20 protein-coding genes are annotated in these 22,200 nt (G+C 63.3%); 15 read left to right on the top strand and 5 right to left on the bottom strand.

Going from position 1 to position 22,200, the window contains the following annotated elements:
- The first annotated feature begins 193 nt into the window (after positions 1–193).
- Positions 194–1,855, top strand: a complete 1,662-nt coding sequence (locus F3J24_RS09850) for a methyl-accepting chemotaxis protein (RefSeq protein WP_167005404.1) — start codon at positions 194–196, stop codon at positions 1,853–1,855.
- A gap of 16 nt (positions 1,856–1,871) precedes the next feature.
- Here F3J24_RS09850 and pdxY read toward each other — a convergent pair whose 3' ends face one another.
- Together pdxY and F3J24_RS09840 are read right to left on the bottom strand one after the other, a co-directional pair.
- Entirely contained in the window at positions 1,872–2,765 is an 894-nt protein-coding gene (gene pdxY / locus F3J24_RS09845) for a pyridoxal kinase PdxY (RefSeq protein ID WP_167005400.1), read from the bottom strand.
- Positions 2,766–2,928: 163 nt separating this feature from the next.
- Positions 2,929–3,387, bottom strand: coding sequence for a RidA family protein (locus tag F3J24_RS09840; RefSeq protein WP_003064600.1), 459 nt, complete (start codon positions 3,385–3,387; stop codon positions 2,929–2,931).
- A 526-nt stretch (positions 3,388–3,913) separates the two neighbouring features.
- Here F3J24_RS09840 and F3J24_RS09835 point away from each other — a divergent pair.
- The 4 genes from F3J24_RS09835 (at position 3,914) to F3J24_RS09820 (ending at position 9,122) form a co-directional block, all read left to right on the top strand.
- Positions 3,914–6,403, top strand: coding sequence for a DNA internalization-related competence protein ComEC/Rec2 (locus F3J24_RS09835; protein ID WP_167005397.1), 2,490 nt, complete (start codon positions 3,914–3,916; stop codon positions 6,401–6,403).
- Between the two features lie 162 nt (positions 6,404–6,565).
- Entirely contained in the window at positions 6,566–8,026 is a 1,461-nt protein-coding gene (locus F3J24_RS09830; protein ID WP_167005395.1) for a circularly permuted type 2 ATP-grasp protein, read from the top strand.
- Entirely contained in the window at positions 8,026–8,172 is a 147-nt protein-coding gene (locus F3J24_RS09825) for an alpha-E domain-containing protein (protein WP_167005393.1), read from the top strand. Before F3J24_RS09830 ends, F3J24_RS09825 begins: the two co-directional genes overlap by 1 nt.
- Complete coding sequence (locus tag F3J24_RS09820; RefSeq protein WP_003057653.1) at positions 8,166–9,122, top strand: alpha-E domain-containing protein; 957 nt, start codon at positions 8,166–8,168, stop codon at positions 9,120–9,122. The genes F3J24_RS09825 and F3J24_RS09820 overlap by 7 nt, the downstream gene beginning before the upstream one ends.
- A 65-nt stretch (positions 9,123–9,187) precedes the next feature.
- Here F3J24_RS09820 and bfr read toward each other — a convergent pair whose 3' ends face one another.
- Positions 9,188–9,664, bottom strand: coding sequence for a bacterioferritin (gene bfr / locus F3J24_RS09815; RefSeq protein WP_167005391.1), 477 nt, complete (start codon positions 9,662–9,664; stop codon positions 9,188–9,190).
- Positions 9,665–10,046: 382 nt separating this feature from the next.
- Between bfr and ahpC the strand changes: the two genes are divergently transcribed.
- The 8 genes from ahpC (at position 10,047) to F3J24_RS09775 (ending at position 19,413) form a co-directional block, all read left to right on the top strand.
- Positions 10,047–10,622 carry an alkyl hydroperoxide reductase subunit C gene (ahpC, locus tag F3J24_RS09810; protein ID WP_167005389.1) on the top strand — a complete coding sequence of 192 codons (576 nt, stop codon included), beginning with the start codon at positions 10,047–10,049 and terminating at the stop codon, positions 10,620–10,622.
- 175 nt (positions 10,623–10,797) lie between these two features.
- Positions 10,798–12,354, top strand: coding sequence for an alkyl hydroperoxide reductase subunit F (gene ahpF, locus F3J24_RS09805; RefSeq protein ID WP_167005386.1), 1,557 nt, complete (start codon positions 10,798–10,800; stop codon positions 12,352–12,354).
- A 389-nt stretch (positions 12,355–12,743) separates the two neighbouring features.
- Positions 12,744–14,996, top strand: coding sequence for a TonB-dependent hemoglobin/transferrin/lactoferrin family receptor (locus F3J24_RS09800; protein ID WP_167005383.1), 2,253 nt, complete (start codon positions 12,744–12,746; stop codon positions 14,994–14,996).
- 71 nt (positions 14,997–15,067) lie between these two features.
- Entirely contained in the window at positions 15,068–15,463 is a 396-nt protein-coding gene (locus tag F3J24_RS09795) for a hypothetical protein (protein ID WP_167005380.1), read from the top strand.
- On the top strand, positions 15,460–16,572 hold the full coding sequence (locus tag F3J24_RS09790) for a hemin-degrading factor (RefSeq protein WP_167005377.1): 1,113 nt from the start codon (positions 15,460–15,462) through the stop codon (positions 16,570–16,572). Before F3J24_RS09795 ends, F3J24_RS09790 begins: the two co-directional genes overlap by 4 nt.
- Positions 16,569–17,459 carry a hemin ABC transporter substrate-binding protein gene (locus tag F3J24_RS09785; RefSeq protein ID WP_167005374.1) on the top strand — a complete coding sequence of 297 codons (891 nt, stop codon included), beginning with the start codon at positions 16,569–16,571 and terminating at the stop codon, positions 17,457–17,459. The genes F3J24_RS09790 and F3J24_RS09785 overlap by 4 nt, the downstream gene beginning before the upstream one ends.
- Positions 17,459–18,583 carry an iron ABC transporter permease gene (locus F3J24_RS09780; protein ID WP_167005371.1) on the top strand — a complete coding sequence of 375 codons (1,125 nt, stop codon included), beginning with the start codon at positions 17,459–17,461 and terminating at the stop codon, positions 18,581–18,583. The genes F3J24_RS09785 and F3J24_RS09780 overlap by 1 nt, the downstream gene beginning before the upstream one ends.
- Positions 18,580–19,413: a heme ABC transporter ATP-binding protein gene (locus F3J24_RS09775; protein WP_167005368.1), complete on the top strand. Its 834-nt coding sequence runs from the start codon at positions 18,580–18,582 to the stop codon at positions 19,411–19,413. The genes F3J24_RS09780 and F3J24_RS09775 overlap by 4 nt, the downstream gene beginning before the upstream one ends.
- A 79-nt stretch (positions 19,414–19,492) precedes the next feature.
- Here the strand turns inward: F3J24_RS09775 and F3J24_RS09770 are convergent, their stop codons facing one another.
- Positions 19,493–19,765 (bottom strand): DUF2798 domain-containing protein, encoded by a 273-nt coding sequence (locus tag F3J24_RS09770; RefSeq protein WP_053282249.1) that lies wholly within the window; start codon positions 19,763–19,765, stop codon positions 19,493–19,495.
- Positions 19,766–19,954: 189 nt separating this feature from the next.
- Here F3J24_RS09770 and F3J24_RS09765 point away from each other — a divergent pair, with 189 nt between their 5' ends.
- The gene (locus tag F3J24_RS09765) at positions 19,955–20,899 is read left to right on the top strand and encodes a LysR family transcriptional regulator (RefSeq protein WP_167005365.1); all 945 of its coding nucleotides are present in this window, start codon (positions 19,955–19,957) and stop codon (positions 20,897–20,899) included.
- A 189-nt stretch (positions 20,900–21,088) separates the two neighbouring features.
- Complete coding sequence (locus F3J24_RS09760) at positions 21,089–21,289, top strand: DUF2892 domain-containing protein (RefSeq protein WP_167005362.1); 201 nt, start codon at positions 21,089–21,091, stop codon at positions 21,287–21,289.
- A gap of 71 nt (positions 21,290–21,360) precedes the next feature.
- Here the strand turns inward: F3J24_RS09760 and F3J24_RS09755 are convergent, their stop codons facing one another.
- Positions 21,361–22,182, bottom strand: coding sequence for a pyruvate, water dikinase regulatory protein (locus F3J24_RS09755; protein ID WP_167005359.1), 822 nt, complete (start codon positions 22,180–22,182; stop codon positions 21,361–21,363).
- Positions 22,183–22,200: the final 18 nt, after the last annotated feature.

Below are 22,200 nucleotides of genomic sequence, written 5' to 3'. Positions count from 1 at the left end.
GCTGCCTGTCAAAAAGCCGCACCAGGCAGGTCCTGGGCGGCTTTTTTGTTTTCTGTGGTGCAAGCATTGACTTGAGGCAACGCGTGACAAAGGGAAATTCCTGCTGCTGAAATCGTTCGAGGCTCGATACATTTTGTATCAATGCGCTGCAATGTCTGCGCGCAGGCGGTGCAGCTTTGTTGGCAGGATATTTATGCAGCGACTGAAGATGGCCCACAAACTCTGGGCGGCAGTGTTACTTATCGTGGTGGTGTTGATGGCGGTGGTCGGGTTTGCCGCCTACCGCTCCTCGGTCACGCAGCAGGCATCGGACCAGGCGGCGCAGCAAATGCGCTCACGCACCGAACTGGCGATTCAATGGATGGGTCTGACCGAAGCCAATGCGGCGCGCACACTGGTGCTGGCGCTGACCAGCGAGGCTTCGGTGGAGGCCACCTTTAAGCCCGCGATTGCGGAGGCTTCGGGTCGCATCTCCAAGGTACAAAAGGCGCTGCAGGAGCTGGCGGTGTCTGCCGAGGACAAGGCCCAGATGGACCGGGTGGCCGCAGCGCGCCAGCAGGTGTTGACGCTGCTGGGGCAGATTGGTCAGCTCAAGGCCGCAGGAGATGTGGCCCAGGCTTCCACGCTGGCCGAGCAACGCTTCAAGCCCGCGATTGCGGCCTATATGCAGTCGCTGCAGGTGTTTGTCGATCTGCAGCAAAAAGCCGCCGCCGACAGCCAGTTGCAGATGGCCGGTGTGCGCATGCAGACCGTGAAGATGGCCGGCCTGGCCGTGCTGCTTCTGGTGGTCGGCATTGCCGCCGGCGCGTTCTTTCTGATCCGCAGCATGCAATTGCCGCTGCAGGCCGCGCAGGCCATGGCCGAGCGCATTGCCAGGGGCGATCTGCGGGTGGGCGAAAAAGTGCAGCGCCATGACGAATTTGGCGAGCTGCTGCGCACTCAGCAGAGCATGTGCCGGGCGCTCAACGACATGGTGGCCGAGGTGCGCCATAGCGCCGACAGCATCGCCACGGCCAGTGCCGAGATCGCCGGTGGCAACCAGGATCTGTCGGCGCGCACCGAGCAGACCTCCAGCAATCTGCAGCAGACCGCTGCCGCCATGGAGGAGTTCACCAGCACCATCCAGAACAGTGCCAGCAGCGCAGGGCAGGCGCGCAACACGGCTTCGAGTGCGGCCAGCCTGGCCCAGCGCGGCGGTGAAGTCGTGGGCTCCATGGTGGTGACCATGGACGAGATCCGCCAGAGCAGCCAGAAGATCGGCGACATCATCGGCGTCATCGACGGCATTGCCTTCCAGACCAATATCCTCGCGCTCAATGCGGCAGTGGAAGCGGCGCGTGCCGGTGAGCAAGGCCGCGGCTTTGCCGTGGTGGCAAGCGAGGTGCGCTCCCTGGCCCGGCGCAGCGGCGATGCGGCCAAGGAAATCCGGGCACTGATAGGTACTTCGGAGACGCGCGTGCAAAACGGCATCCGTTTGGTGCAGAGCGTGGGCGCATCCATGGACGATATCGTCAAATCGGTGCAGAACGCCAGCACCATGATTGCCGAGGTGACCGAAGCTTCGGTTCAGCAAAGTGCAGGCGTGACTCAGGTCAATCAAGCCGTCAGCCAGCTCGATCAGATGACGCAGCAGAACGCGGCCCTGGTCGAAGAATCGGCCGCTGCCGCGCAAAGCCTGCGCGAGCAGGCCGAGCATCTGAAGCAGACGGTCAGCATGTTCCGCATCGATGACTTGGGAAGCAGCCATGGATATGCCCAGGCTGCTATTGCATCGGCAGCAAGAGGCACTGCCTCGGCGGCCCTGCCACGCTCGGGTGCTGTTGTGCGCCAGCCAGCGCTGGCGCATGAGGACTGAATCGGGGCGCTCCGCTTCAGCGCGTCAGCGGTACGGCGGCAAAGGTTTGCGCCGGTGCCGTGATCTGCTCGCGGCTGGCGACCAGGGGCAGGTCGCGCTGCCCCGGTTCGGTGCGAGAGACCAGGGCATACAGGGTGCTCACGGCCATGGATACGGCATCGGGCACGGCGCGCCCTTGAATCAGATGGCCCAGCAGCACGGCCGAGAGCACATCGCCCATGCCGTTGGGCAGCGGGTGCAGGTCGATATAGGGCGTCTGTACCAGCCAGGACTTGTCGGCCGTCACGGCCAGTGTGGCCAACTGGTCGGATGGCAGATCGTCGGTGCGCAGGCTGGTGATGACGATCAGGGCCGACGGGCTGTGGTGCATCTGCGTGAGCATGGAGCGGGCCGCCTGGGTGGCCGCCTCCACGCTGCTCAGGGGCTGGCCGCCGCACAGCAGCTCGAACTCGTAGTGGTTGGGCGTGATGACGCTGGCCTGGGACAGCGCGCGCTTGCGCAGAAAGTCCGGGATGCCGGGGCGCACGAACACGCCGCGCCCCACATCGCCCATGACTGGGTCGCACAGGTAGTGGGCCCCGGGCTGGGCGGCGCGCACTTCCAGCACGGCGGCCAGGATGGCTTCGCCCACGCCGGCATCGCCCAGATAGCCAGAGAGCACGGCGGTGCAGCGCGCCAGCACGCCGCGGGCGCGCAGGCCGTCCAGCACATCCTGTACATGGGCGGGTGTGAAGACCTGGCCCTTGAACTCGCCGTAGCCAGTGTGGTTGGAGAATTGCACCGTATGCACGGCCACGGGTTCTATGCCCAGCAGCTGCAGCGGCAGCATGGCGGCGTCGTTGCCCACATGGCCGTAGGCGACATGGGATTGAATGCTGAGAACCAGTGGGGGTGCCTGCGTGCTGGGCATGGGTGCTCTTTCGTGAGGGATCGAGATGCTTGCGGCGAGCATCGCGTTGCAATGGTAAAGTGAGCTGCTTGCGCTTGCCAGCTAATCAATTCAGATGGTTTTGTATCTAAAATCTATGAATAGCAAGCGGTATTAGCTCACTTTATATGAGTGAGCGGAATCCTTAGCCCAGCTCGGCCATCAGCTCGATTTCCACGCAGCAACCCAGGGGAATCTGAGCCACGCCGAAGGCGCTGCGGGCGTGCTTGCCGGCTTCGCCGAAGACTTCGCCCAGCAGTTCGCTGCAGCCGTTGGTGACCAGATGCTGCTCGGTGTAGCTGGTGCTGGAGTTGACCAGGCTCATGACCTTGACGATGCGCTTGACGCGATTCAGATCGCCGCCGCAGGCATGCTGCAGAGTGCCCATCAGATCCACGGCCACGGCACGGGCTGCCTGCTTGCCTTCTTCGGTCGTCATGTTCTCGCCCAGCTTGCCAACCCAGGGCTGGCCGTTTTGCTTGGCGATATGGCCGCTGAGGAATACCAGATTGCCGGTCTGCATATAGGGCAGATAGGCGGCCGCGGGCATGGCCACTTCGGGCAGGGTGATGTTCAGTGCTTTGAGTTTTTCGTAGACGCTCATGACGGGCTCCAAAAAGTGCGGGGTTAAGAACGTGTTGACGATCTCCTCGCGCCGCGACAGAGGGCTTTGCGGGATGGCATGCAAGGCGGGCGGCCCCCCCGCGCGCGATACCGCAGCAATAGCTCTGCTATTGCGAGGATTCGCGCGGCCGGCAAGGCAACGCCACAGACCACCCCTGACGGGGCGTCCGCAAAGCCTCTGTCCCGAAGGTTTGGAGCGAAATCGGACGATTTCTGTGCGCTGACTCTTGCTTGCACCCTTGTGCAAGCGGCGAGCCATCGCTTCGAACTCATCCCGATTGCGCTCCAACGCGGCTGCGTAGAGATCGTCAACACGTTCTAAAAGGTTGACAAGTTTGACACAGCAGCGCGACCGGGCCGTCATTGTGTCGGCACGGCGGCCATAGCGTTTGAATTGATAGCTGCTCGCGCAACGAGAGTCGGCATCCGCTGCGGTTTTAGAGCCGCAAGCAGGGCAGGGATAGTCGCAATGCTGGGGGCCGGCCCTCGCTCCTAGCATGGCTAGCATGCCGCATCAGCAGATTTCCGCCTCTTTGCGTCGCCGCCTGTCCTGGCTGGCGCCGCTCTGGGGCTGTGTGCTGGGCGCAGCCTGGCAGGTGACTCAGGCCGGACTCTGGCATCTGGCGCTCTATCAGCTCCTGCTGGCCTTGGGGTTGCTGACGCTGCTGCTGGCTTTCAGATGGCGCGGCCGGCCGAGGCTGGGCTGGTGGCTGCTGCTGACGGGCGCGGCTTGCTGTGTGGCGGGGCTGACGGGCTGGCGCGCCCATGCCTATCTGCAGCAGACCCTGCCGTCGGCGCTGGAGGCCGTGGATTTGCAGGTGGAGGGCCACATTGCCTCGATGCTGCAGAACCAGGCCAACGGCCAGCGCTGGCGCTTTGTGGTGGAGCGTGCGGATGCCGGCGTGCCGCAAGTGCTGGAGCTGTCCTGGTACGGCCCGTTCGGGCAGCTGGCGGATGCCGGCCAACCGCTGCTTCCTGCCTGGGCCCAGGGCGTGGCGCTGAGTCCCGGTCAGCGCTGGCGCCTGACGGTACGCATCAAGCGCCCGCACGGCGCGCGCAATCCGCATGGTTTTGACTATGAGCTGCTGGCCTGGGAGCAGGGCGTGCAGGCCACGGGCTATGTGCGCGACCAGCCCGCGCCCGAGCTGCTGGCCGTGACGGCCCAGCATCCCTTGCAGCGCTGGCGGCAGTGGCTGCGTGATCGCATCCAGGACGAGATGAGGCGACTGCAGCGCTGGCTGCCAGGCGGCGATGCGGCGCGTGCCCAGGCCGCACTGGGCGTGGTGGCAGCGCTGGCCGTGGGCGATCAGCAGGCGATCGAGCGCAATGACTGGACGCTGTTTCGCCAGACGGGCGTGGCGCATCTGATGAGCATCTCGGGCCTGCATATCACCATGTTTGCCTGGCTGGCGGCCTTGCTGGTGGGGCGCTTGTGGAGGCTCAGTGCCAGTGCTTGCCGCTGGGTGCCGGCCCCGCGCGCGGCCCTGGCCGTGGGCGTGGTGCTGGCGGCCGCCTATGCCTTGTTCAGCGGCTGGGGCCTGCCCGCGCAGCGCACGATCTGCATGCTGGCCGTGGTGGCGCTGCTGCAATGGCAGGGCGTGCGCTGGCCCTGGGCCTGTGTCTGGCTGCTGGCGCTGGCAGTGATTGTCGTGGCCGACCCGTGGGCGCTTTGGCAGGCCGGGTTCTGGCTCAGTTTCGTCGCAGTCGGCGTATTGCTGGCTTCGGGCTCGGGTGCTGTTAGCGAGAAAGGTAAAAGCACTGCGGGCCGATGGATGGCAAAGCTGCATGCCCTGTGGCGTGAGCAATGGCTGATCTCCCTGGCCCTGGCACCGCTGGGGCTGCTGCTGTTCGGTCAGGTGTCCGTCGTGGGCCTGATGGCCAATCTGCTGGCCATTCCCTGGGTGACCCTGGTGGTCACGCCGCTGGCCCTGCTGGCTGCCGTGTTTCCCATGGCGGCAAGCGCTGCCGCTGTCGCCATGCTGCCCTTGATGCAGCTGTTGCAGTGGATGGCCCAGCTACCCGGGGCGGTTTGGGTTTTGCCGCAGCCTGCCTGGTGGGCCAGCGTGCTGGCGATAGCTGCCGGACTGCTGGTGATCGCGCCTTTGCCGGGCCGGCTGCGGCTGGTGGCCGCGCTGTTCGCGCTGCCTGCCTTGTTCTGGCCTCAGGCACGGCCGCGCGTTGGCGAGTTCGAGCTGCTGGCGGTAGATATCGGCCAGGGCAATGCCGTCATCGTCACTACCGCCGACCATCGTCTGCTCTATGACGCAGGGCCGCAGTACGGCCGCAACAGCGATGCCGGTGAGCGTGTGCTCTTGCCCTTGCTGGCCGCGCAGGGCATGCAGCTGGATGCCATGATGCTCAGCCACAGCGACAAGGATCACACCGGCGGAGCTCTGGCCGTGAAGGCGGCTCAGCCAGCTGCCAGAGTCTGGGGTTCGGACTCGGTGATTCAGGACCCGCAACTGGCGGGCCTGGCTCCGGTGCAGCGCTGTACCCAGGGGCAGCACTGGCAATGGGATGGCGTGACGTTCGAAGTGCTGCACCCGCCGGCAGGAGATGCCTGGCTCAATGGTCGCAAGGCCAAGCCCAATTTCGGCAGTTGCGTGCTGCGCCTGCGCTCGGCCAGTGGCCGGGTGGCGCTGCTGGCCGGCGACATCGAGGCTGCACAGGAGCGGCAGCTGTTGCAAACCAGTCTGGACGAGCCGGTGGACTGGCTGCTGGTGCCGCACCATGGCAGCAAGACTTCATCAACCGAGGCCTGGGTCGGCACGCTGCGCCCGCGCTGGGCGGTGGCGCAGGCGGGCTATCTGAACCGCTTCGGACACCCGGTGGCAGCCGTGGTGCAGCGCTATCGGGCGGTGGGCAGCCAGTTGGTGGCACAGGATCGCTGTGGCGCGGCCTACTGGAGTTCTGCTAAGCCGGAAAAATTGGAATGCGAGCGCTTGATTCGGGCGCATTATTGGGATGTTCATGCCGTCTCCAAGGGTCCGCCCTGAGAAACTGGCATGGGGCTTGCATTGATGCTGTACCGCCTTTCAGGCGGTAGGCAGACATGCTGGGTTGCTCGCGCGTTGCCAGGCAGATTGCCTGGCGCCGCGTCGCTAAACTGAAACCCGCGGCTTGCATGCGTAAGTCGCGGCAGAAATAGGGAGGACAGGATGCGCACATTCGATGAGATGTATCTGAACTCGCCCGCCGAAGGTGCAGCGGTGCGAGACCACTATCGGGACTATGCGCAGTGGCTGGGCAAGCAGTCGCAGGACTATCTGCGTGCCCGCAGTGCCGAGGCGGAAATCGTGTTTCGCCGCGTGGGCATCACCTTTGCCGTCTATGGCGACAAGGACGAAAGCGGTGCCGGTACGGAGCGCCTGATTCCGTTCGATCTGATCCCGCGCATCATTCCGGCCCATGAGTGGACCAGCATGCAGGCCGGTCTGGCCCAGCGCGTGAAGGCGCTCAACTGCTTCATCCGCGACGCCTACCACGGGCAGGACATGGTGCGCGCCGGCCTGATTCCGACGGAGCTGGTGCGCGGCAACAGCCAGTACCGGCCCGAGATGGAAGGCATACAGGTGCCCAACGATGTCTATGCCAATATTGCCGGCATCGACATCGTGCGTGCACCCGATGAGCAGGGCAACGGCATCTACTACGTGCTCGAAGACAATCTGCGCGTGCCATCGGGTGTTTCCTACATGCTGGAGAACCGCCGCATGACCATGCGCCTGTTCCCCGAGCTGTTCGGCAAGCACGCCGTGGCGCCCGTGGCCCACTATCCCGACATGCTGCTCGACACCCTGCGAGCCAGTGCGCCCTCTGGCGTGCTGGAGCCGACGGTGGTGGTGCTGACGCCGGGCATGTACAACAGCGCCTATTTCGAGCATGCCTTCCTGGCCCAGCAGATGGGGGTGGAGCTGGTCGAAGGGCAGGATCTGGTGGTCGAAAAAGACGTGGTCTATATGCGCACCACCCAGGGCCTGCAGCGTGTGGACGTGATCTACCGCCGCGTGGACGACGATTTTCTCGACCCGGAAGTCTTTCGGCCCACATCGACGCTGGGCTGCAAGGGCCTGATGCGTGCCTATCGCGCAGGCAACGTCAATATCTGCAACGCTGTGGGCACGGGCCTGGCCGATGACAAATCGGTGTACCCCTATGTGCCGGAGATGATCCGCTTCTATCTGGGAGAGGAACCCATTTTGCAGAACGTCCCGACCTGGCTGTGCCGCAAGGAGGACGACCTCAAATACGTGCTCGACCATCTGCATGAGCTGGTGGTCAAGGAGGTGCATGGTGCCGGCGGCTACGGCATGTTGATCGGCCCGGCAGCCACCAAGGCCGAGATTGAAGCCTTCCGCAGAATGCTGGTCGGCAACCCCTCGGGCTATATCGCGCAGCCCACGCTTTCCTTGTCTACCTGCCCGACCATGGTGGAAAAAGGCATAGCGCCGCGCCATATCGACCTGCGGCCCTTCGTGCTCACGGGCACCGAAGTCAATATGGTGGCCGGTGGACTGACGCGCGTGGCGCTCAAGCAGGGCTCGCTGGTGGTGAATTCATCCCAGGGCGGGGGAACCAAGGACACCTGGGTGCTGGAAGATCAAGAGGGAGGCCATTGATGCTGTCACGTACCGCAGATCATCGTTACTGGATGTCCCGCTACACCGAGCGGGCAGAAAAAAAGGCTGCAAGCATTTTTTCAACAGAATACGGCGCGCGCGTCCAGCGCGTGCGGGGTTCTCTGCCCAAGGAGGGCCTATGCTGAGCCGCACTGCAGATCATCTTTACTGGATGTCCCGCTACACCGAGCGGGCAGAGAACACAGCGCGCATGCTCAGCGTGGCCTATGAAACCGCCATGCTGCCGCAGGCCATCCATGACGCCCACCGTGGCTGGCAGAGCGTGCTGTCCATCAGCGAGCTGATCCCGGCCTTCAAGGCGCAGTTTCCGGTGGTGGACCGCGAGTCGGTGCTGCAGTTCATGGTTTCGGACGAGGCCAACCCGTCCTCCATCTTTGCCTGTCTGAAGGCGGCGCGCGAGAACGCGCGTGCCGTGCGCGGGGCGCTGACCACGGAGTCCTGGGAAACGCAGAATCAGACCTGGCTGGCGCTGCAGCGCCACTTCGGCAAGGATGCCTGGAAGAAGGATCCGGCACAGTTCTTCGAATGGGTCAAATACCGCTCGCACCTGTGGCGCGGTGTGTCTCTGGGCACCATGCTCAAGGACGAGGCGCTGCACTTTGTGCGCCTGGGTACTTTTGTCGAGCGGGCCGACAACACGGCACGCCTGCTGGATGTGAAGTTCCATTCCATTGAGCGCGACTACCATGGCATGCCGCGCGGTCGCGCCCTGATGAACTTCGACTTCTATCATTGGAGCGCGCTGTTGCGCAGCGTCTCGGCCTTTGAGGTCTACCGCAAGGTCTACCGCGATGTGATCACGCCCGAACGCGTGGCCGAGCTGCTGATGCTGCGCGCCGACATGCCGCGCTCGCTGCTGGCCAGCATGCATGAGGTGGTCAAGAACCTGGAGCGGGTGGCCAACGACCATTCGCAGGAAACCACGCGCAAGGCCGGGCGCCTGCTGGCCGATCTGCAGTACGGCCGCATCGACGAGATCCTGACCACAGGTCTGCACGCCTATCTGACGCAGTTTCTCGACCGCGTCAACGATCTGGGCTCGGGCATCAGCCGGGACTTCCTGATGCCGACCTGAGACAGGTGGCGCTCAAAACAAAAGCGGCCCTGAGGCCGCTTTTGTTTTTCGACGCGAAGCCGAACTTACTCGATCTCGCCCATCAGCGACTGCAGATAGTTCTGCGTGCCGACCTTGTCGATCAGGTCGAGCTGGGTTTCGAGGAAATCGATGTGCTCTTCGGTGTCGTCCAGAATCTTTTGCAGCAGATCGCGCGAAACATAGTCGCGCACGGATTCGCAGTGCGCGATGCCGTCCTTGATGGTTTGCTGCGCGGCTTGCTCCAGGCGCAGGTCGCAGGCCAGGGCTTCCGGCACGTCCTCGCCGATCTGCAGCTTGCCCAGGTCCTGCAGATTGGGCAGGCCGTCGAGCATGAAGATACGGTCCATCAGCCAGTCGGCATGCTTCATCTCGCCGATGGATTCCTCGTATTCCTTCTTGGCCAGCTTGTCGAAGCCCCAGTGCTTGTACATGCGGTAATGCAGAAAGTACTGGTTGATGGCGGTCAGTTCGTTCTTGAGCTGGGCTTGCAGCCAGGAAATGACTTGTGCATCACCTTTCATGGGGGACTCCTTCTCGGGTAGTTGTTGTTCGCGTCGATTGTCCATGCTTTATGAGGCAAATCAAACAAAGCCCATGCCCGCGCGAATTGGCTGCATCTGATCCGCGTTCTCGTTTAGTTTTGGGGGAGGCGCTGCCCGGCTTTGACGCAGTGATGACAACAAAAGCTATGAGCGTGATTGAAGGACTATTGGCTTGAACTGCCTGGTTTCAGCCCACAATAGAAAGCTGGGCTGCACAGCGGTGCAGCTTGACTTCAGAAGCCGGGAATCTGGTTTGATAGCTTTTGTAAATCAATTTAATGAAATCAATCGATTGGTTTTATTAAGTGGGTCGCTCTAAACTTCATCCTGTCTTCAAACACTAACCACAAGGAAACAGCAAATGTCTCTGATCAACACTCAAGTTCAACCTTTCAAGACCGAAGCCTATGTGAACCGCAACGGCAAGGGTGAATTCATCACCGTGACTGAAGAGAGCCTGAAGGGCAAGTGGTCTGTGGTGATCTTCATGCCCGCCGCCTTCACCTTCAACTGCCCCACCGAAATCGAAGACGCCGCCAACAACTACGCCGAGTTCCAGAAGGCCGGTGCCGAGGTCTACATCGTGACCACCGACACCCACTTCTCGCACAAGGTGTGGCACGAAACTTCCGACGCTGTGGGCAAGGCACAGTTCCCCCTGGTCGGCGACCCCACACACCAGCTGACCAATGCTTTCGGCGTGCACATCCCCGAAGAAGGCCTGGCTCTGCGCGGTACCTTCGTGATCAACCCCGAAGGCGTGATCAAGACCATGGAAGTGCATTCCAACGAAATCGCTCGTGACGTGTCCGAAACCCTGCGCAAGCTGAAAGCTGCCCAGTTCACCGCCGCCAACCCCGGCCAGGTGTGCCCCGCCAAGTGGAAGGAAGGCGCCAGCACGATCACTCCTTCGCTGGATCTGGTCGGCAAGATCTAAGCCTGATATCTATCGGCTGAGCGTGCAAGCGCTCTGAAAGCCGGACGACGTTCAGGCGCGTGCTGCCCGTCCGTCCGGCTTTTTTTCGCCCAGTTTTTGCTTTCATGGGCGGGCAAAGGCCTCAAAAGCACTTTGCTGCATTGCATCAACAACTCTAAATTCAAAGGAATCCACCATGCTTGACGATCAACTCAAAGCCCAACTCGCCGCCTACCTGGAACGCGTGCAGCAGCCGTTTGAGCTGGTGGCTTCTCTGGATGACAGCGAGACCAGTGCACAGATGCACGATCTGCTGAAAACCATCCAGTCCCTGCGCAGCGACAAGATTTCCCTGCGCACCGACGGCAGCGACGCCCGCAAGCCTTCGTTCACGCTGCAGCGTCAGGGCACGGCCACCCAGCTGCGCTTTGCAGGTCTGCCCCTGGGCCATGAATTCACCTCGCTGGTGCTGGCCCTGCTGTGGACGGGCGGCCATCCTCCCAAGGTGGAGCAGGAAGTGATCGACCAGATCAAGGCGCTCGATGGCGACTTCAACTTCGAGGTCTACATGAGCCTGAGCTGCCACAACTGCCCCGATGTGGTTCAGGCACTGTCGCTGATGGCGATTCTCAACCCCAAGGTCAAGACCACGGTGATCGAAGGCGGCGCCTTCCAGAAGGAAGTGACCGAGCGCGAAATCATGGCCGTGCCCATGGTGTTCATGAACGGCAGCGTGTTCGGCTCCGGCCGCATGAGTATCGAGGAAATCGTGGCCAAGCTGGACACCGGTGCCGCCTCGCGTGATGCCGCCAAGCTGTCTGCCAAGGAAGCCTTCGACGTGCTGATCATCGGCGGCGGCCCTGCCGGCGCGGCAGCCGCCGTGTACGCGGCTCGCAAGGGCATTCGCACCGGAGTGGCGGCCGAACGCTTTGGCGGTCAGGTCAACGACACTCTGGCGATCGAGAACTACATCTCCGTGCTGGAGACCGACGGCCCCAAGTTCGCTGCGGCCCTGGAAGCCCACACCCGTGCCTATGACGTGGACATCATGAACCTGCAGCGCGCAGAGAAGCTGATTCCCGCCGCGCAGCCCGGTGGTCTGGTGGAAGTGCAACTGGCCAATGGCGGATCGCTCAAGGCCAAGACCGTGATCCTGTCCACCGGTGCACGCTGGCGCAACGTGAACGTGCCTGGCGAAGCCGAGTACAAGAACAAGGGCGTGGCCTACTGCCCGCACTGCGACGGTCCGCTGTTCAAGGGTAAGCGCGTGTCGGTGATCGGCGGCGGCAACTCCGGCATTGAAGCTGCGATTGACCTGGCGGGGCTGGTGGCCCATGTGACGGTGGTGGAGTTTGCCGATCAGCTCAAGGCCGATGCCGTGCTGGTCAAGAAGCTGCATAGCCTGCCCAATGTGACCGTCATCACCAATGCCCAGACCACCGAGATCACCGGTGCCAATGGCAAGGTCAACGGCTTGAGCTACAAGGACAGGGCAACGGGCACCGAGCACCATGTGGAGCTGGAAGGCGTGTTTGTGCAGATCGGCTTGGTGCCGAACACCGAATGGCTCAAGGGCTCGGTGGAGCTGAGCAAGTTCGGCGAAATCATTGTGGATGCCAAGGGGCAGACCAATCTTCCCGGGGTGTTTGCAGCCGGTGATTGCACCACGGTGCCTTACAAGCAGATCGTCATTGCCGCCGGCGCAGGTGCCACCGCAGCCCTGTCGGCCTTTGATCATCTGATTCGCAACTAAAAGGTCTTCATCGCTTGCAGGGAAAGCGATGATGGCTATCAAAAAGGACTGCCTAGGCAGTCCTTTTTGCTTTTGAATGGGCGCGAAGAGGAGGGCATAGCCGCCGGGATCATCAAGGGCTCTGGCGCTCATGGCACCGGGTTCGCCGGCACCGGCAGCCCGTGAAAACAGGCACAGGTGCAAACCGCAGCTGCGCCAAGACACAATTCCCGTTTTGTAACGAAGTTATTTGCAGTTGAGAATTATTCGCATATACTGATCGACATTCAGCCAGCCAATGCCGTGCCAGCTACAGGCCGCGAAGCCTCTGACGTTTCGACCTGTGGCCATTGACGTACCTATCAGAAGCCAGCTCTTTTCAATTTCTATGAATAAAGAGGGTTTCTGGTATGGCTTCCGCCACCGCTTTGCACGCCCGCGCCTCGCTGGCGCCTAGCTCCAATCTGCGTCCGCTGGCGCTGGCCTGCGCACTGGCATGCGCTGCCATCTCGGCCCAGGCCCAGCAGCAGTCTTCCGAGTCCGTCCAGGTTGCGGCGGCCCGCGCCGACCGCAGCACGCCCGTGCTGCGCGATGTGGTCATCAGTGCCTCGCGTGACGAGCAGGACGCCGACAGCCTGCCCATGACGGTGGACGTCATCGATGCCAAGCAGATGGAAGAGGAGCAGATCAACGATATCCGCGAGCTGGCCAGCAAGCTGCCCAATGTGACCGTGCCGCGCAGTCCGGCGCGCTTTACGCTGGCAAGTGGCTCCACCGGACGTGACCAGAACAGCGGCTTCAATATCCGTGGCCTCGAAGGCAACCGGGTGCTGATGCTGGTCGATGGCGTGCGTCTGCCGCGCAGCTATTCCTTCAGCGCCAATGCCTTTGGTCGTGACTACATGGATCTGGGCCTGATACAGCGCGTGGAAATCCTGCGCGGCGCCGTGCCCGCGCTCTATGGTTCTGACGGCATGGGCGGCCTGGTCAATTTCATCACCGTGCAGCCAGACGATCTGCTCAAGGACGGCAAGACCATTGGCGGTCGCGTCTCGGCCAGCTATGACGGCTCGGACAACGGCAAGCGCGTGGGGGCGACGCTGGCGGGCCGTGCCAGCCAGGAATGGAGCTGGCTGCTGTCGGCCGGCATAGGCCGCTCCAGCGCGCTGGAAAACATGGGCAGCAATAACACCGTGGGTGCTCTGCGCACCACGCCTAACCCCGAAACGGACAAGAGCCATTCTTTGCTGGGCAAGCTGGTCTACACACCATCGGCCGTGCAAAAACATGTGTTCGTCCTGGAGGGCGTGGACAAGCGAGCCGACTACGACCTGCTGTCGGCACGCAGCGCCACGGTGACGGATTCCAAGTCGAATACCTCGATGAAGCGCTGGCGCGCTACCTGGCAGGGGCAGTGGCAGCAGCTGGATACGGCACTGGCCGACGAGCTCAAGCTGATGGCCAGCTATCAAAGCACGAGTTCGCGTGAGTTCGTGACCGAAACCCGCACCCCGCCTTTGGCCTATCGCGAGCGTGATGTGACCTATGACGAGGACGCGCTGCAGTTGCACGCCCAGGCTGGCAAGACGCTGCGCTGGAGCAATGGCCTCAGCGGCAAGTTCAGCTATGGCGTCGACTATCTGCGTGGCAAGGTGGTCAACGAGCAAAACGGCATCACGCCACCGGCAGGCGAGAGCTTTCCGCTCAAGCGCTTCCCCGACACCACGGAAACCTCGAGCGCGCTGTTCGCCCAGGCCGAGCTGCACTATGGTGCTTTCAGCCTGACGCCCGGATTGCGGGCCGAGCACTACAGCATCAAGCCCAAGCAGCAGGGCTTTGGCGGAACGGTGGTCAGCAATTCGGACTCTGCCGTCTCCCCCAAGCTGGGCGCCATGTTCCAGATGAACGATGCCTGGTCGGTCTACGGCAACTATGCCGCCGGTTTCCGCGCGCCCAATGCAGGCCAGGTGAATGCCTTCTTCGAGAACCCGCTGGCCTTCTATCGCAGCATTCCCAACCCCGATCTCAAGGCGGAAAAAAGCAATACCTTCGAGCTGGGCCTGCGTGGCCGCATGAATGCGCTGCGACTTGATGCCGCAGTCTTCACGGGCCGCTACAAGGACTTCATCCAGGATCAGGTGCTGGTTTCCGGCAGCTACGGTGACCGCAACAATCCGGCCACCTTCCAGTCCGTCAATCTGAATCGCGTGCATATCAGCGGCTTCGAGCTCAAGGCCGACTACGACTGGGGCAAGTTTGCGGGTGGCGACTGGCGCACCAATGCCGCCTATGGCTACACCAAGGGCACGGATAAGAGCACCGACCTGCCCGTGGACACCATCTCGCCGCAGCAACTGGTGCTGGGCGTGCGCTACGACCGCTCGAATGTGGGCGTGCAGTTCAGCGCCTCGCACTGGGCCGGCAAAAAGGCCGGGGATGCAGCGGCCAATGCCTGGCTCAGCCCCAGCGCCACGGTGCTGGATCTGAGCGCTCAATGGCGCATCCGTCCCGGCACCCGCCTGAACGTGGGCGTCTACAACCTGACCGACAAGAAGTACTGGCGCTGGTCTGATGTGCGCAGCCTGACCAACACCACGCAGATTGCCGACGCCTATAGCCAGGCCGGCCGCTATGTGCGTGTGTCCCTGGTTCAGGACTTCTGATTTTGTAGCTGAAAGCGCTTGTTTGGTAAGCGCTTGAGATCTGTTTGACTCAAATACTGCGGGAGTGTGCCATGTCTGTTTATGAGAACACCGCCAATGCCCAGAGTGCCTCTGGCAGCCGCGATGAGGAATATCTGCTGACCGAGGGCGAAGCCCAGCTGGCCACGGTGCTGGCACTGATGACCGGTTTCAGCCAGGGCTGCTGTGCGGTGCACCGTGCGCCCATGGCCCAGCGCGTGGCGGACCAGCTGGTGCGCATGACCGAAGGCCTGGACGGCAGCGAGCGCTCTGACGACATGCGTCACTTTCTGCAGCGGCTGGGGCAGCGCTGGGCCACCGTGGCTCGGGTGCTGGCTCAGTCCGAGCCTGATTCCGAAGTCGAGGCCCAGGCTTCGGCTCCCCGTTCCGACGACGAATTTTCCAACCCACAACCACACTGGCATCACAGCCCGGAGACCCTGCAATGAACGCCATCACCTCCCCCGCAATCCAGACCATGACTGCGGTGCAGATTCGTGAGCAATTTGCCCAGAAACGCCTGCAAGGCCTGCGCGCCAAGGATGCCGCCGAAGCCCTGCAGCTGAGTGAAGGCGCGGTGATTGCCGCACATGGCGGCGAGCATGAACGCGCGCTGCAGGCGCTGCCGCTGCGCGCCGAATGGCTGGACATCCTCAAGGCCCTGGAGGCCTGCGGCCCGGTGATGGCGCTGACGCGCAACGAATCCACCGTGCATGAAAAAGACGGCATCTACCAGAACCTCTCGGCCCAGGGGCCGGTCGGGCTGGCGCTGAGCCGGGAAATCGATCTGCGCCTGTTCTTCATGCACTGGCATGCCGGCTTTGCCGTGACCGAGGAGTCCGCCAATGGCGGCCGCCCCGCCATGCGCAGCCTGCAGTTCTATGACGCGGCCGGCCGTGCCGTGCACAAGGTGTTTGCACGCGAGGCCACGGACATGGCGGCCTGGAATGCGCTGGTCGAGCGCTTTGCCGAGCCCTCCGCAGGTTATGTGTTCCGCGAGCCTGCGGCCAAGCCCGCGATCAAGGCCGACGCCGAGATCGATGTGCCCGCGCTGACCCAGGCCTGGACCGATATGAAGGACACGCATGAGTTCTTCGAGATGCTGCGCAGGTTCGGTGCCGAGCGCCAGCAGGCCTTCCGTCTGGTGCCCCAGTACTGCGAGCGCCTGAGCACCGACGCGGTGGCCCAGTTGCTGGGCGATGCGGCGGTGGATGGCGTCTCCATCATGGTGTTTGTGGGCAGCAGCGGCTGTATCCAGATCCACACCGGTCCCGTGAGCAATATCCAGCCCATGGACGGCAAGGATGGTGTGCGCTGGATCAATGTGCTGGACAAGGGCTTCAACCTGCATCTGCGCACCGACCTGATCGCCAATGTCTGGGTGGTGCAGAAACCCACCAGCGATGGCGTGGTGACCTCGGTCGAGGCCTTTGATGCCGAAGGCAACAACATGGCCATGTTCTTCGGCGAGCGCAAGCCCGGTCAGCCCGAGTTGCAAGGCTGGCGCGATCTGGTGGCCGGCCTGCCGCGCAAGGTGGCAGTGGCGGAGGCTGCATGAGCACGGTCAGCATTTCCCGGCGCCAGGGTCTGCAGTGGCTGGGTGCGACCGTGGCGGGTACGGCCCTGCCGGGGCTGGCGCAGGCCGCCTCTGCAGCTGCCGCACCCGGAGCCAAGCGGCTGGTGTCGCTCAGCGGCGCACTGACCGAGGTGGTCTATCTGCTCAATGCCCAGAACCTGCTGGTGGGCACCGACACCACCAGCCTGTTTCCCGAAGCGGCGCAAAAAACCGCCAAGGTCGGCTATGTGCGCCAGCTTTCGGCCGAAGGTCTGCTCTCGCTCAAGCCCGATGCGGTGATCGCAACCAGTGAGGCAGGTCCGCCCGTGGTGCTCGATCAAATCCGCCAGGCGGGCGTGCGCGTATCGCTGGTTGCGGCCAGGCACAACTGGGCCGAAGTGCAGGAAAAGGTCAAGGTCGTGGGCCGCGAAACCGGTCGCATGGCCGAGGCCGAAAAGCTGCTGGCCGAGCTCGAAGCGCAGTGGAGCAATGTGCAGGCCCAGGTAGCCAAGGCCCAGCGCAAGCCGCGCGTGCTGTTTGTGCTCTCGCATAGCGGCAGTCCGCAAGTGGCGGGCAAGGGCACGGCAGCCAATGCGCTGATCCAGTACGCGGGCTGCGTCAATGCCATCGACCAGTTCGACGGCTACAAGCCTCTGACTGCCGAAGCCATGGCCAGCGCCGCGCCCGAAGTCATCATCAACACCACGCAGGGTATCGAGGCTCTGGGCGGCGAGGCCGTCTTCTGGAAGCGGCCAGAGCTGGCCCTGACGCCGGCCTTTGCCAAGAAGGCGCTGGTGACGCTGGAAGCCAGCCACCTGCTGGGCTTCGGCCCGCGCCTGCCCAGTGCCGTGCAGGCTTTGCATATGCGCGCACTGCAGTGGGTGGCCTGATGGGCGGGCTGTCTGGTGCCATGGGCGCAAAGCCGGTGACGGGCCCGCCCACGGCTGCATCGCGCTGGCGCACGCCGGCCGGCCGGCTCAGCCGCAGTGCCACGCTGCTGCTGGGCCTGGCGCTGGTGCTGCTGGCCATGGTCTGGGGTGCGGCCAGCGGTGCCTATGCGATTGCGCCTGCGCAGTTGCCCGGCATCGTCTGGGACGGAGTTCGCAGCCTTTGGGGGGGCGATGTGCAAACCGGGCCCGAACATCTGGTCTTTCTCAATATCCGCCTGCCTCGCCTGCTCATGGGCGTAGCGGCCGGCGCCGGACTGGGGCTGGCCGGAGCGTTGATGCAGGGGCTGTTTCGCAATCCGCTGGCCGACCCCGGGCTGATCGGCGTGAGCAGCGGAGCGGCCCTGGCCGCCGGCATCACCATCGTGCTGGGCGGAATGTATCTGCCCTGGCTGCCGCGTCATCTGGGCAGCTGGGCCTTGGTGGCCATGGCTTTTGGCGGTGGTCTGGCCGTGACGGCCGTGGTCTATGTGCTGGGACAGGTCCAGGGCACGACCCGCATCGGCCTGATGCTGCTGGCCGGCATTGCCATCAACGCGCTGGCCGGTGCCGGACTGGGCTTTCTGAGTTTTGTGTCCACTGACGAGCAACTGCGCAATCTGCAGATGTGGCTGCTGGGCAGCCTGGGCGCCTCGCGCTGGAGTGCGGTAGCCCTGGTGTCGGCGGCCGTGGCTGTCAGCGCGGCGGCGGCGCTGGCGCTGGCCAGGCCGCTGAATGCGATTGCCCTGGGCGAAGCCCAGGCTAATCTGCTGGGCGTGGCCGTCGAGAAAACCAAGCGCCGCGCCGTGATGGTGGCTGCGCTGGCCGTGGGCGCCGTGACCGCGACCACGGGCATCATCGGCTTCATCGGTCTGGTCGCGCCGCACTGGGTGCGGCTGATTGCCGGCCCCGATCATCGCGTGGTGCTGCCGGGATCGGCCCTGCTGGGGGCGGCGCTGGTGGTCAGCGCCGATGCCGTGGCGCGCACCATCGTCAAGCCGGCCGAGCTGCCGCTGGGCGTGCTCACTGCATTTATCGGTGTGCCGCTGTTTCTGGCCATGCTGCGCCAGTTCAGGAGCAAGGTATGAGTGCGCACCAAGGGTTTTCCAGCCTCGAATGCCGCAATCTGGGCGTCGGCGTGGCCAAGGGGCCGCGCCTGGCGACGGTGGATGTGCGGATTGCGGCCGGGCGCTTTACCGCCATCCTCGGCCCCAACGGCGCCGGCAAGTCCACGCTGATGTCCATGCTGGTGGGCGAGCGCGCTCCGCAGTCGGGGCAGGTCCTGCTCGACGGGCTGGAGCTGTCCGCGCATGCGATGGAGGGCCTGGCACGTCGGCGCTCAGTCATGCCCCAGGATTGCAGCGTGGCCTTTGACTTCACGGCCCAGGAGGTGGTGGAGCTGGGACGTTATCCGCACCGTCATCAGCCCGGCACCGGCGAAGCGCAGATTCCGGCGCAGGCCATGGCGTTGACCGGGGTCGATCATCTGGCGCAGCGCAGCATCAATACGCTGTCGGGCGGCGAGCGGGCGCGCACGCATCTGGCCAGGGCACTGGCACAGATCTGGCCGGATGGGGAGATGCCCGCCGACGGTGCGGCGCGCTGGCTGCTGCTGGACGAGCCCACCGCTGCTCTCGATCTGGCCCATCAGCACCATGCCATGCGCCTGCTGCGCCAGTGGGCCGGGCAGCAGGGCGCAGGGGTGGTGGCGGTGATTCACGATCTGAACCTGGCTTTGCGCTATGCCGACGATGTGCTGGTGCTGGGCGGTGATGCCGGAGTGCATCACGGCGCGGTGCTGGATGTGCTTCAGCCTGCGCTGGTGCGCCAGGTCTGGGGCATGCAGTGCGATCCGGTGCGCAGCAGCGACGGCGCGCTGCAATATATTTTTGTAGCTGATACCGCTTTATCTGCTTGAAATTTCAGCAGGCTGCATTGAATTCTGAAGCCAGTCATGCGCAGGCTGCTTCAGATTCAATAGCTCATGATCTGGTGGTTCAATGTGTATGCACGGTCAGAGCGACCAGCTTGAGCACCAGCGGCCGCACCATCATCACGCAGAAGAACGCCACCGGCATGGCCAGCGCATAGGCGCTGAACACGCGCCGCACATAGCCGCTGTCAAAGCCGGTATTGGCCGCCACGATGGTGCAGCACATCAGGAAGGCCATGATGCCGGCCATGAAAAACGCAAAGACAAACGGCGTGTAGCGCCGGTGCAGCTTGAGCGTCGAAAGTCTGGATGGGGAAGAGCTGGTGGAGGAATTCATGAAAGCGGTGTCGGAAATGCATTGCGCGTTGTCGCGGCGGGAGCAGGGTCTGCCAGCGGTTCGGGCGGAATGCATGGATGGAAAACAGGGTTGAACTGTAAGCACCACCGGCGGCCTGCGGTAGAGGTCCGGGACTTGTTGCACTCATAAGCAGATCTTTCGAATCCAATTGGGGATACATTCGCAGTCATGCCGAATCTGCGAGCCATAGAAACCTTTGTCAAAGCGCTGGAGGGCGGCTCCATCGCCTCGGCCGCGCGCCAGCTGGGCATTTCACCCGCCGCGGCCAGCCAGAACATCGCGCGGCTGGAGCGCGAACTGGGCACGCGCCTGATCACCCGCACCACCCGGTCCATGGCCTTGACCGAGGCCGGCGAGCGCTATCTGGGGCGCGTCGCGCCGGTGCTCGACGAGCTCGAAAAAGCCCAGTCCGATCTATCGCTGATTCATGGAGAGCTGCAAGGCCGCTTGCGTATTGCCTGCATGTCCGCCTTCGGTCGCCATATGCTGGCGCCGCTGCTGCCGGCGTTTACCGCGCTGCATCCTCGGCTGGAGCTGGAGCTCCTGATCACGGACCGGCATGTGGACGTGCTCAAGGAAGACGTGGACATCAGCGTGCGCTACCGCGATGTGCTGGAGCCCGGCATGTCGGTGCGGCTGCTGGCCTCGGCGCCGCGCATTCTGTGTGCCTCGCCCCGGTATCTGCAGCAGCACGGGAGACCGCAGACGGCACAGGAGCTGCTCGAGCACGCCTGCTTGCTGTACCGGCGCGAGCGCGACGGCAGGATCATGCGCTGGCCTTTTCTGCGCGATGGCCAGCGCACCGATCCGCAGCAGAAGATTGCGGCCATCGGCAGCGATATCGATGCCCTGGTGGAGTTCGCCGCTGCCGGTGGCGGCATCGCCTGGGCCGGCAGCTTCATCGTCCATGAGGAGCTGCGCAGAGGGCGGCTGGTGCCGCTGGCACTCAAGCCGGCGCGCAAGGGACAGCTGCAGTTCGAGGATGTTCCGCTGGACTTCTTCGCCTGCTTCAAGGATCGCCAATATGTGCCCGCCAAGGTCCGCGCGCTGGTGGACTATCTGCTGCAGGTGCTGCCGCAGCAGGCGCAGCTGAAATGGCCGTTGCCAGACTGACGTGGTGCAAGTGCACCTGGGGCCGGCCGGCTCTTGCGGTCCAGGCTGTTTGCGCTGGCGCAAGAAAGCAGTGTGTGTGGCGCGCTGCTGTGCCAGGGGCGCTTGATAACAATCTATAAAAAAATATACTATTTATTTATAGATTGAATCAGGCATTCCCTCCGGATGCCTGCAGCACAGGGAGTCAGCATGAAATTCAATGTAGGCGGTCTGGACCGCATGCTTCGTATTGCCTTGGGCCTGGTCCTCATCGTCCTGGCGGCGATGGGCATCATTGGCTGGTGGGGATGGCTTGGGGTGATTCCCCTGGCCACCGGCTTGCTGCGCTTCTGCCCGCTGTACTCGCTGGCGGGCTTGAACACCTGCCCGCTGGATGCTCGAAAAAAATAGGCCGCCGGTGCCTCAACCCGTTGAAAAAGGCCCGGGCGAACAAGCCGGGCCTTTGGGGGTGACGTCAACCTTCAGTGGCCCAGGTGCTGCGGCAGCACCTCCTGCAAGATGGTGGTGGCAATCTCTTCGATCGACTTGGTGGTGCTGGACAGCCACTCGATGCCGCTTCTGCGCATCATGGCCTCGGCCTCGGCCACCTCGTAGCGGCAGTTCTGCAGGCTGGCGTATTTGGAGTCCGGACGGCGCTCGCTGCGGATGGCGGAGAGGCGGCTCGGGTCGATCGTCAGACCGAACAGCTTGGCGCGGAAGGGAACGAGCGCTGGCGGCAACTGCTTGCGGTCGAAGTCTTCGGGGATCAGCGGGTAGTTGGCGACCTTGAGACCGAACTGCATGGCCAGATACAGGCTGGTGGGTGTCTTGCCCGAGCGGCTCACGCCGACCAGGATCACGTCGGCACCTGTCAGATCGGTATTGGTCTGACCATCATCATGAGCCAGCGTGTAGTTGATGGCCTCCATGCGCTCCAGATATTCCTTGCTCTCGCTGATATCGGCAAAGCGGCCCACGCGGTGCAGCGACTTCTGGCCCAGCTCCACCTCCAGCGGCCGGACAAAGGTGCCGAACATGTCGAACAGCTTGCCCTTGCAGTTGGCTTCGAGGAATTCCAGCATTTCCTGGCTCACCAGCGTGGTGAAGATGATGGGCTTGCGCTTCTCCACCTCGGCCACATGGTTGATCTGGCGCACGGCTTGGTGCACCTTGTCCATGGAGTCCACAAAGGGCACGCGAATGATGCGCGGCTTGCTCTCGAACTGGGCCATGATGGCCGTGCCGAAAGTCTCTGCCGTGATGCCTGTGCCGTCAGAAATGACAAAAATTGTATGGGTATGCATGGTGCGCGCTGTTATTAG

It is taken from the genome of Comamonas sp. Tr-654 (genome assembly GCF_011752915.1).
In the GTDB taxonomy this organism is placed as follows: Bacteria; Pseudomonadota; Gammaproteobacteria; order Burkholderiales; family Burkholderiaceae_C; genus Comamonas.
Note: the sequence above shows the minus strand (reverse complement) of the source record. Positions and strands in the feature narration are given on the sequence as shown.

Excerpts from the sequence above, each read along its gene's own strand:
- F3J24_RS09850 (WP_167005404.1), top strand. The coding sequence starts at position 194 with ATGCAGCGACTGAAGATGGCCCACAAACTCTGGGCGGCAGTGTTACTT.
- pdxY (WP_167005400.1), bottom strand. The coding sequence starts at position 2,765 with ATGCCCAGCACGCAGGCACCCCCACTGGTTCTCAGCATTCAATCCCAT.
- F3J24_RS09840 (WP_003064600.1), bottom strand. The coding sequence starts at position 3,387 with ATGAGCGTCTACGAAAAACTCAAAGCACTGAACATCACCCTGCCCGAA.
- F3J24_RS09835 (WP_167005397.1), top strand. The coding sequence starts at position 3,914 with ATGCCGCATCAGCAGATTTCCGCCTCTTTGCGTCGCCGCCTGTCCTGG.
- F3J24_RS09830 (WP_167005395.1), top strand. The coding sequence starts at position 6,566 with ATGCGCACATTCGATGAGATGTATCTGAACTCGCCCGCCGAAGGTGCA.
- F3J24_RS09825 (WP_167005393.1), top strand. The coding sequence starts at position 8,026 with ATGCTGTCACGTACCGCAGATCATCGTTACTGGATGTCCCGCTACACC.
- F3J24_RS09820 (WP_003057653.1), top strand. The coding sequence starts at position 8,166 with ATGCTGAGCCGCACTGCAGATCATCTTTACTGGATGTCCCGCTACACC.
- bfr (WP_167005391.1), bottom strand. The coding sequence starts at position 9,664 with ATGAAAGGTGATGCACAAGTCATTTCCTGGCTGCAAGCCCAGCTCAAG.
- ahpC (WP_167005389.1), top strand. The coding sequence starts at position 10,047 with ATGTCTCTGATCAACACTCAAGTTCAACCTTTCAAGACCGAAGCCTAT.
- ahpF (WP_167005386.1), top strand. The coding sequence starts at position 10,798 with ATGCTTGACGATCAACTCAAAGCCCAACTCGCCGCCTACCTGGAACGC.
- F3J24_RS09800 (WP_167005383.1), top strand. The coding sequence starts at position 12,744 with ATGGCTTCCGCCACCGCTTTGCACGCCCGCGCCTCGCTGGCGCCTAGC.
- F3J24_RS09795 (WP_167005380.1), top strand. The coding sequence starts at position 15,068 with ATGTCTGTTTATGAGAACACCGCCAATGCCCAGAGTGCCTCTGGCAGC.
- F3J24_RS09790 (WP_167005377.1), top strand. The coding sequence starts at position 15,460 with ATGAACGCCATCACCTCCCCCGCAATCCAGACCATGACTGCGGTGCAG.
- F3J24_RS09785 (WP_167005374.1), top strand. The coding sequence starts at position 16,569 with ATGAGCACGGTCAGCATTTCCCGGCGCCAGGGTCTGCAGTGGCTGGGT.
- F3J24_RS09780 (WP_167005371.1), top strand. The coding sequence starts at position 17,459 with ATGGGCGGGCTGTCTGGTGCCATGGGCGCAAAGCCGGTGACGGGCCCG.
- F3J24_RS09775 (WP_167005368.1), top strand. The coding sequence starts at position 18,580 with ATGAGTGCGCACCAAGGGTTTTCCAGCCTCGAATGCCGCAATCTGGGC.
- F3J24_RS09770 (WP_053282249.1), bottom strand. The coding sequence starts at position 19,765 with ATGAATTCCTCCACCAGCTCTTCCCCATCCAGACTTTCGACGCTCAAG.
- F3J24_RS09765 (WP_167005365.1), top strand. The coding sequence starts at position 19,955 with ATGCCGAATCTGCGAGCCATAGAAACCTTTGTCAAAGCGCTGGAGGGC.
- F3J24_RS09760 (WP_167005362.1), top strand. The coding sequence starts at position 21,089 with ATGAAATTCAATGTAGGCGGTCTGGACCGCATGCTTCGTATTGCCTTG.
- F3J24_RS09755 (WP_167005359.1), bottom strand. The coding sequence starts at position 22,182 with ATGCATACCCATACAATTTTTGTCATTTCTGACGGCACAGGCATCACG.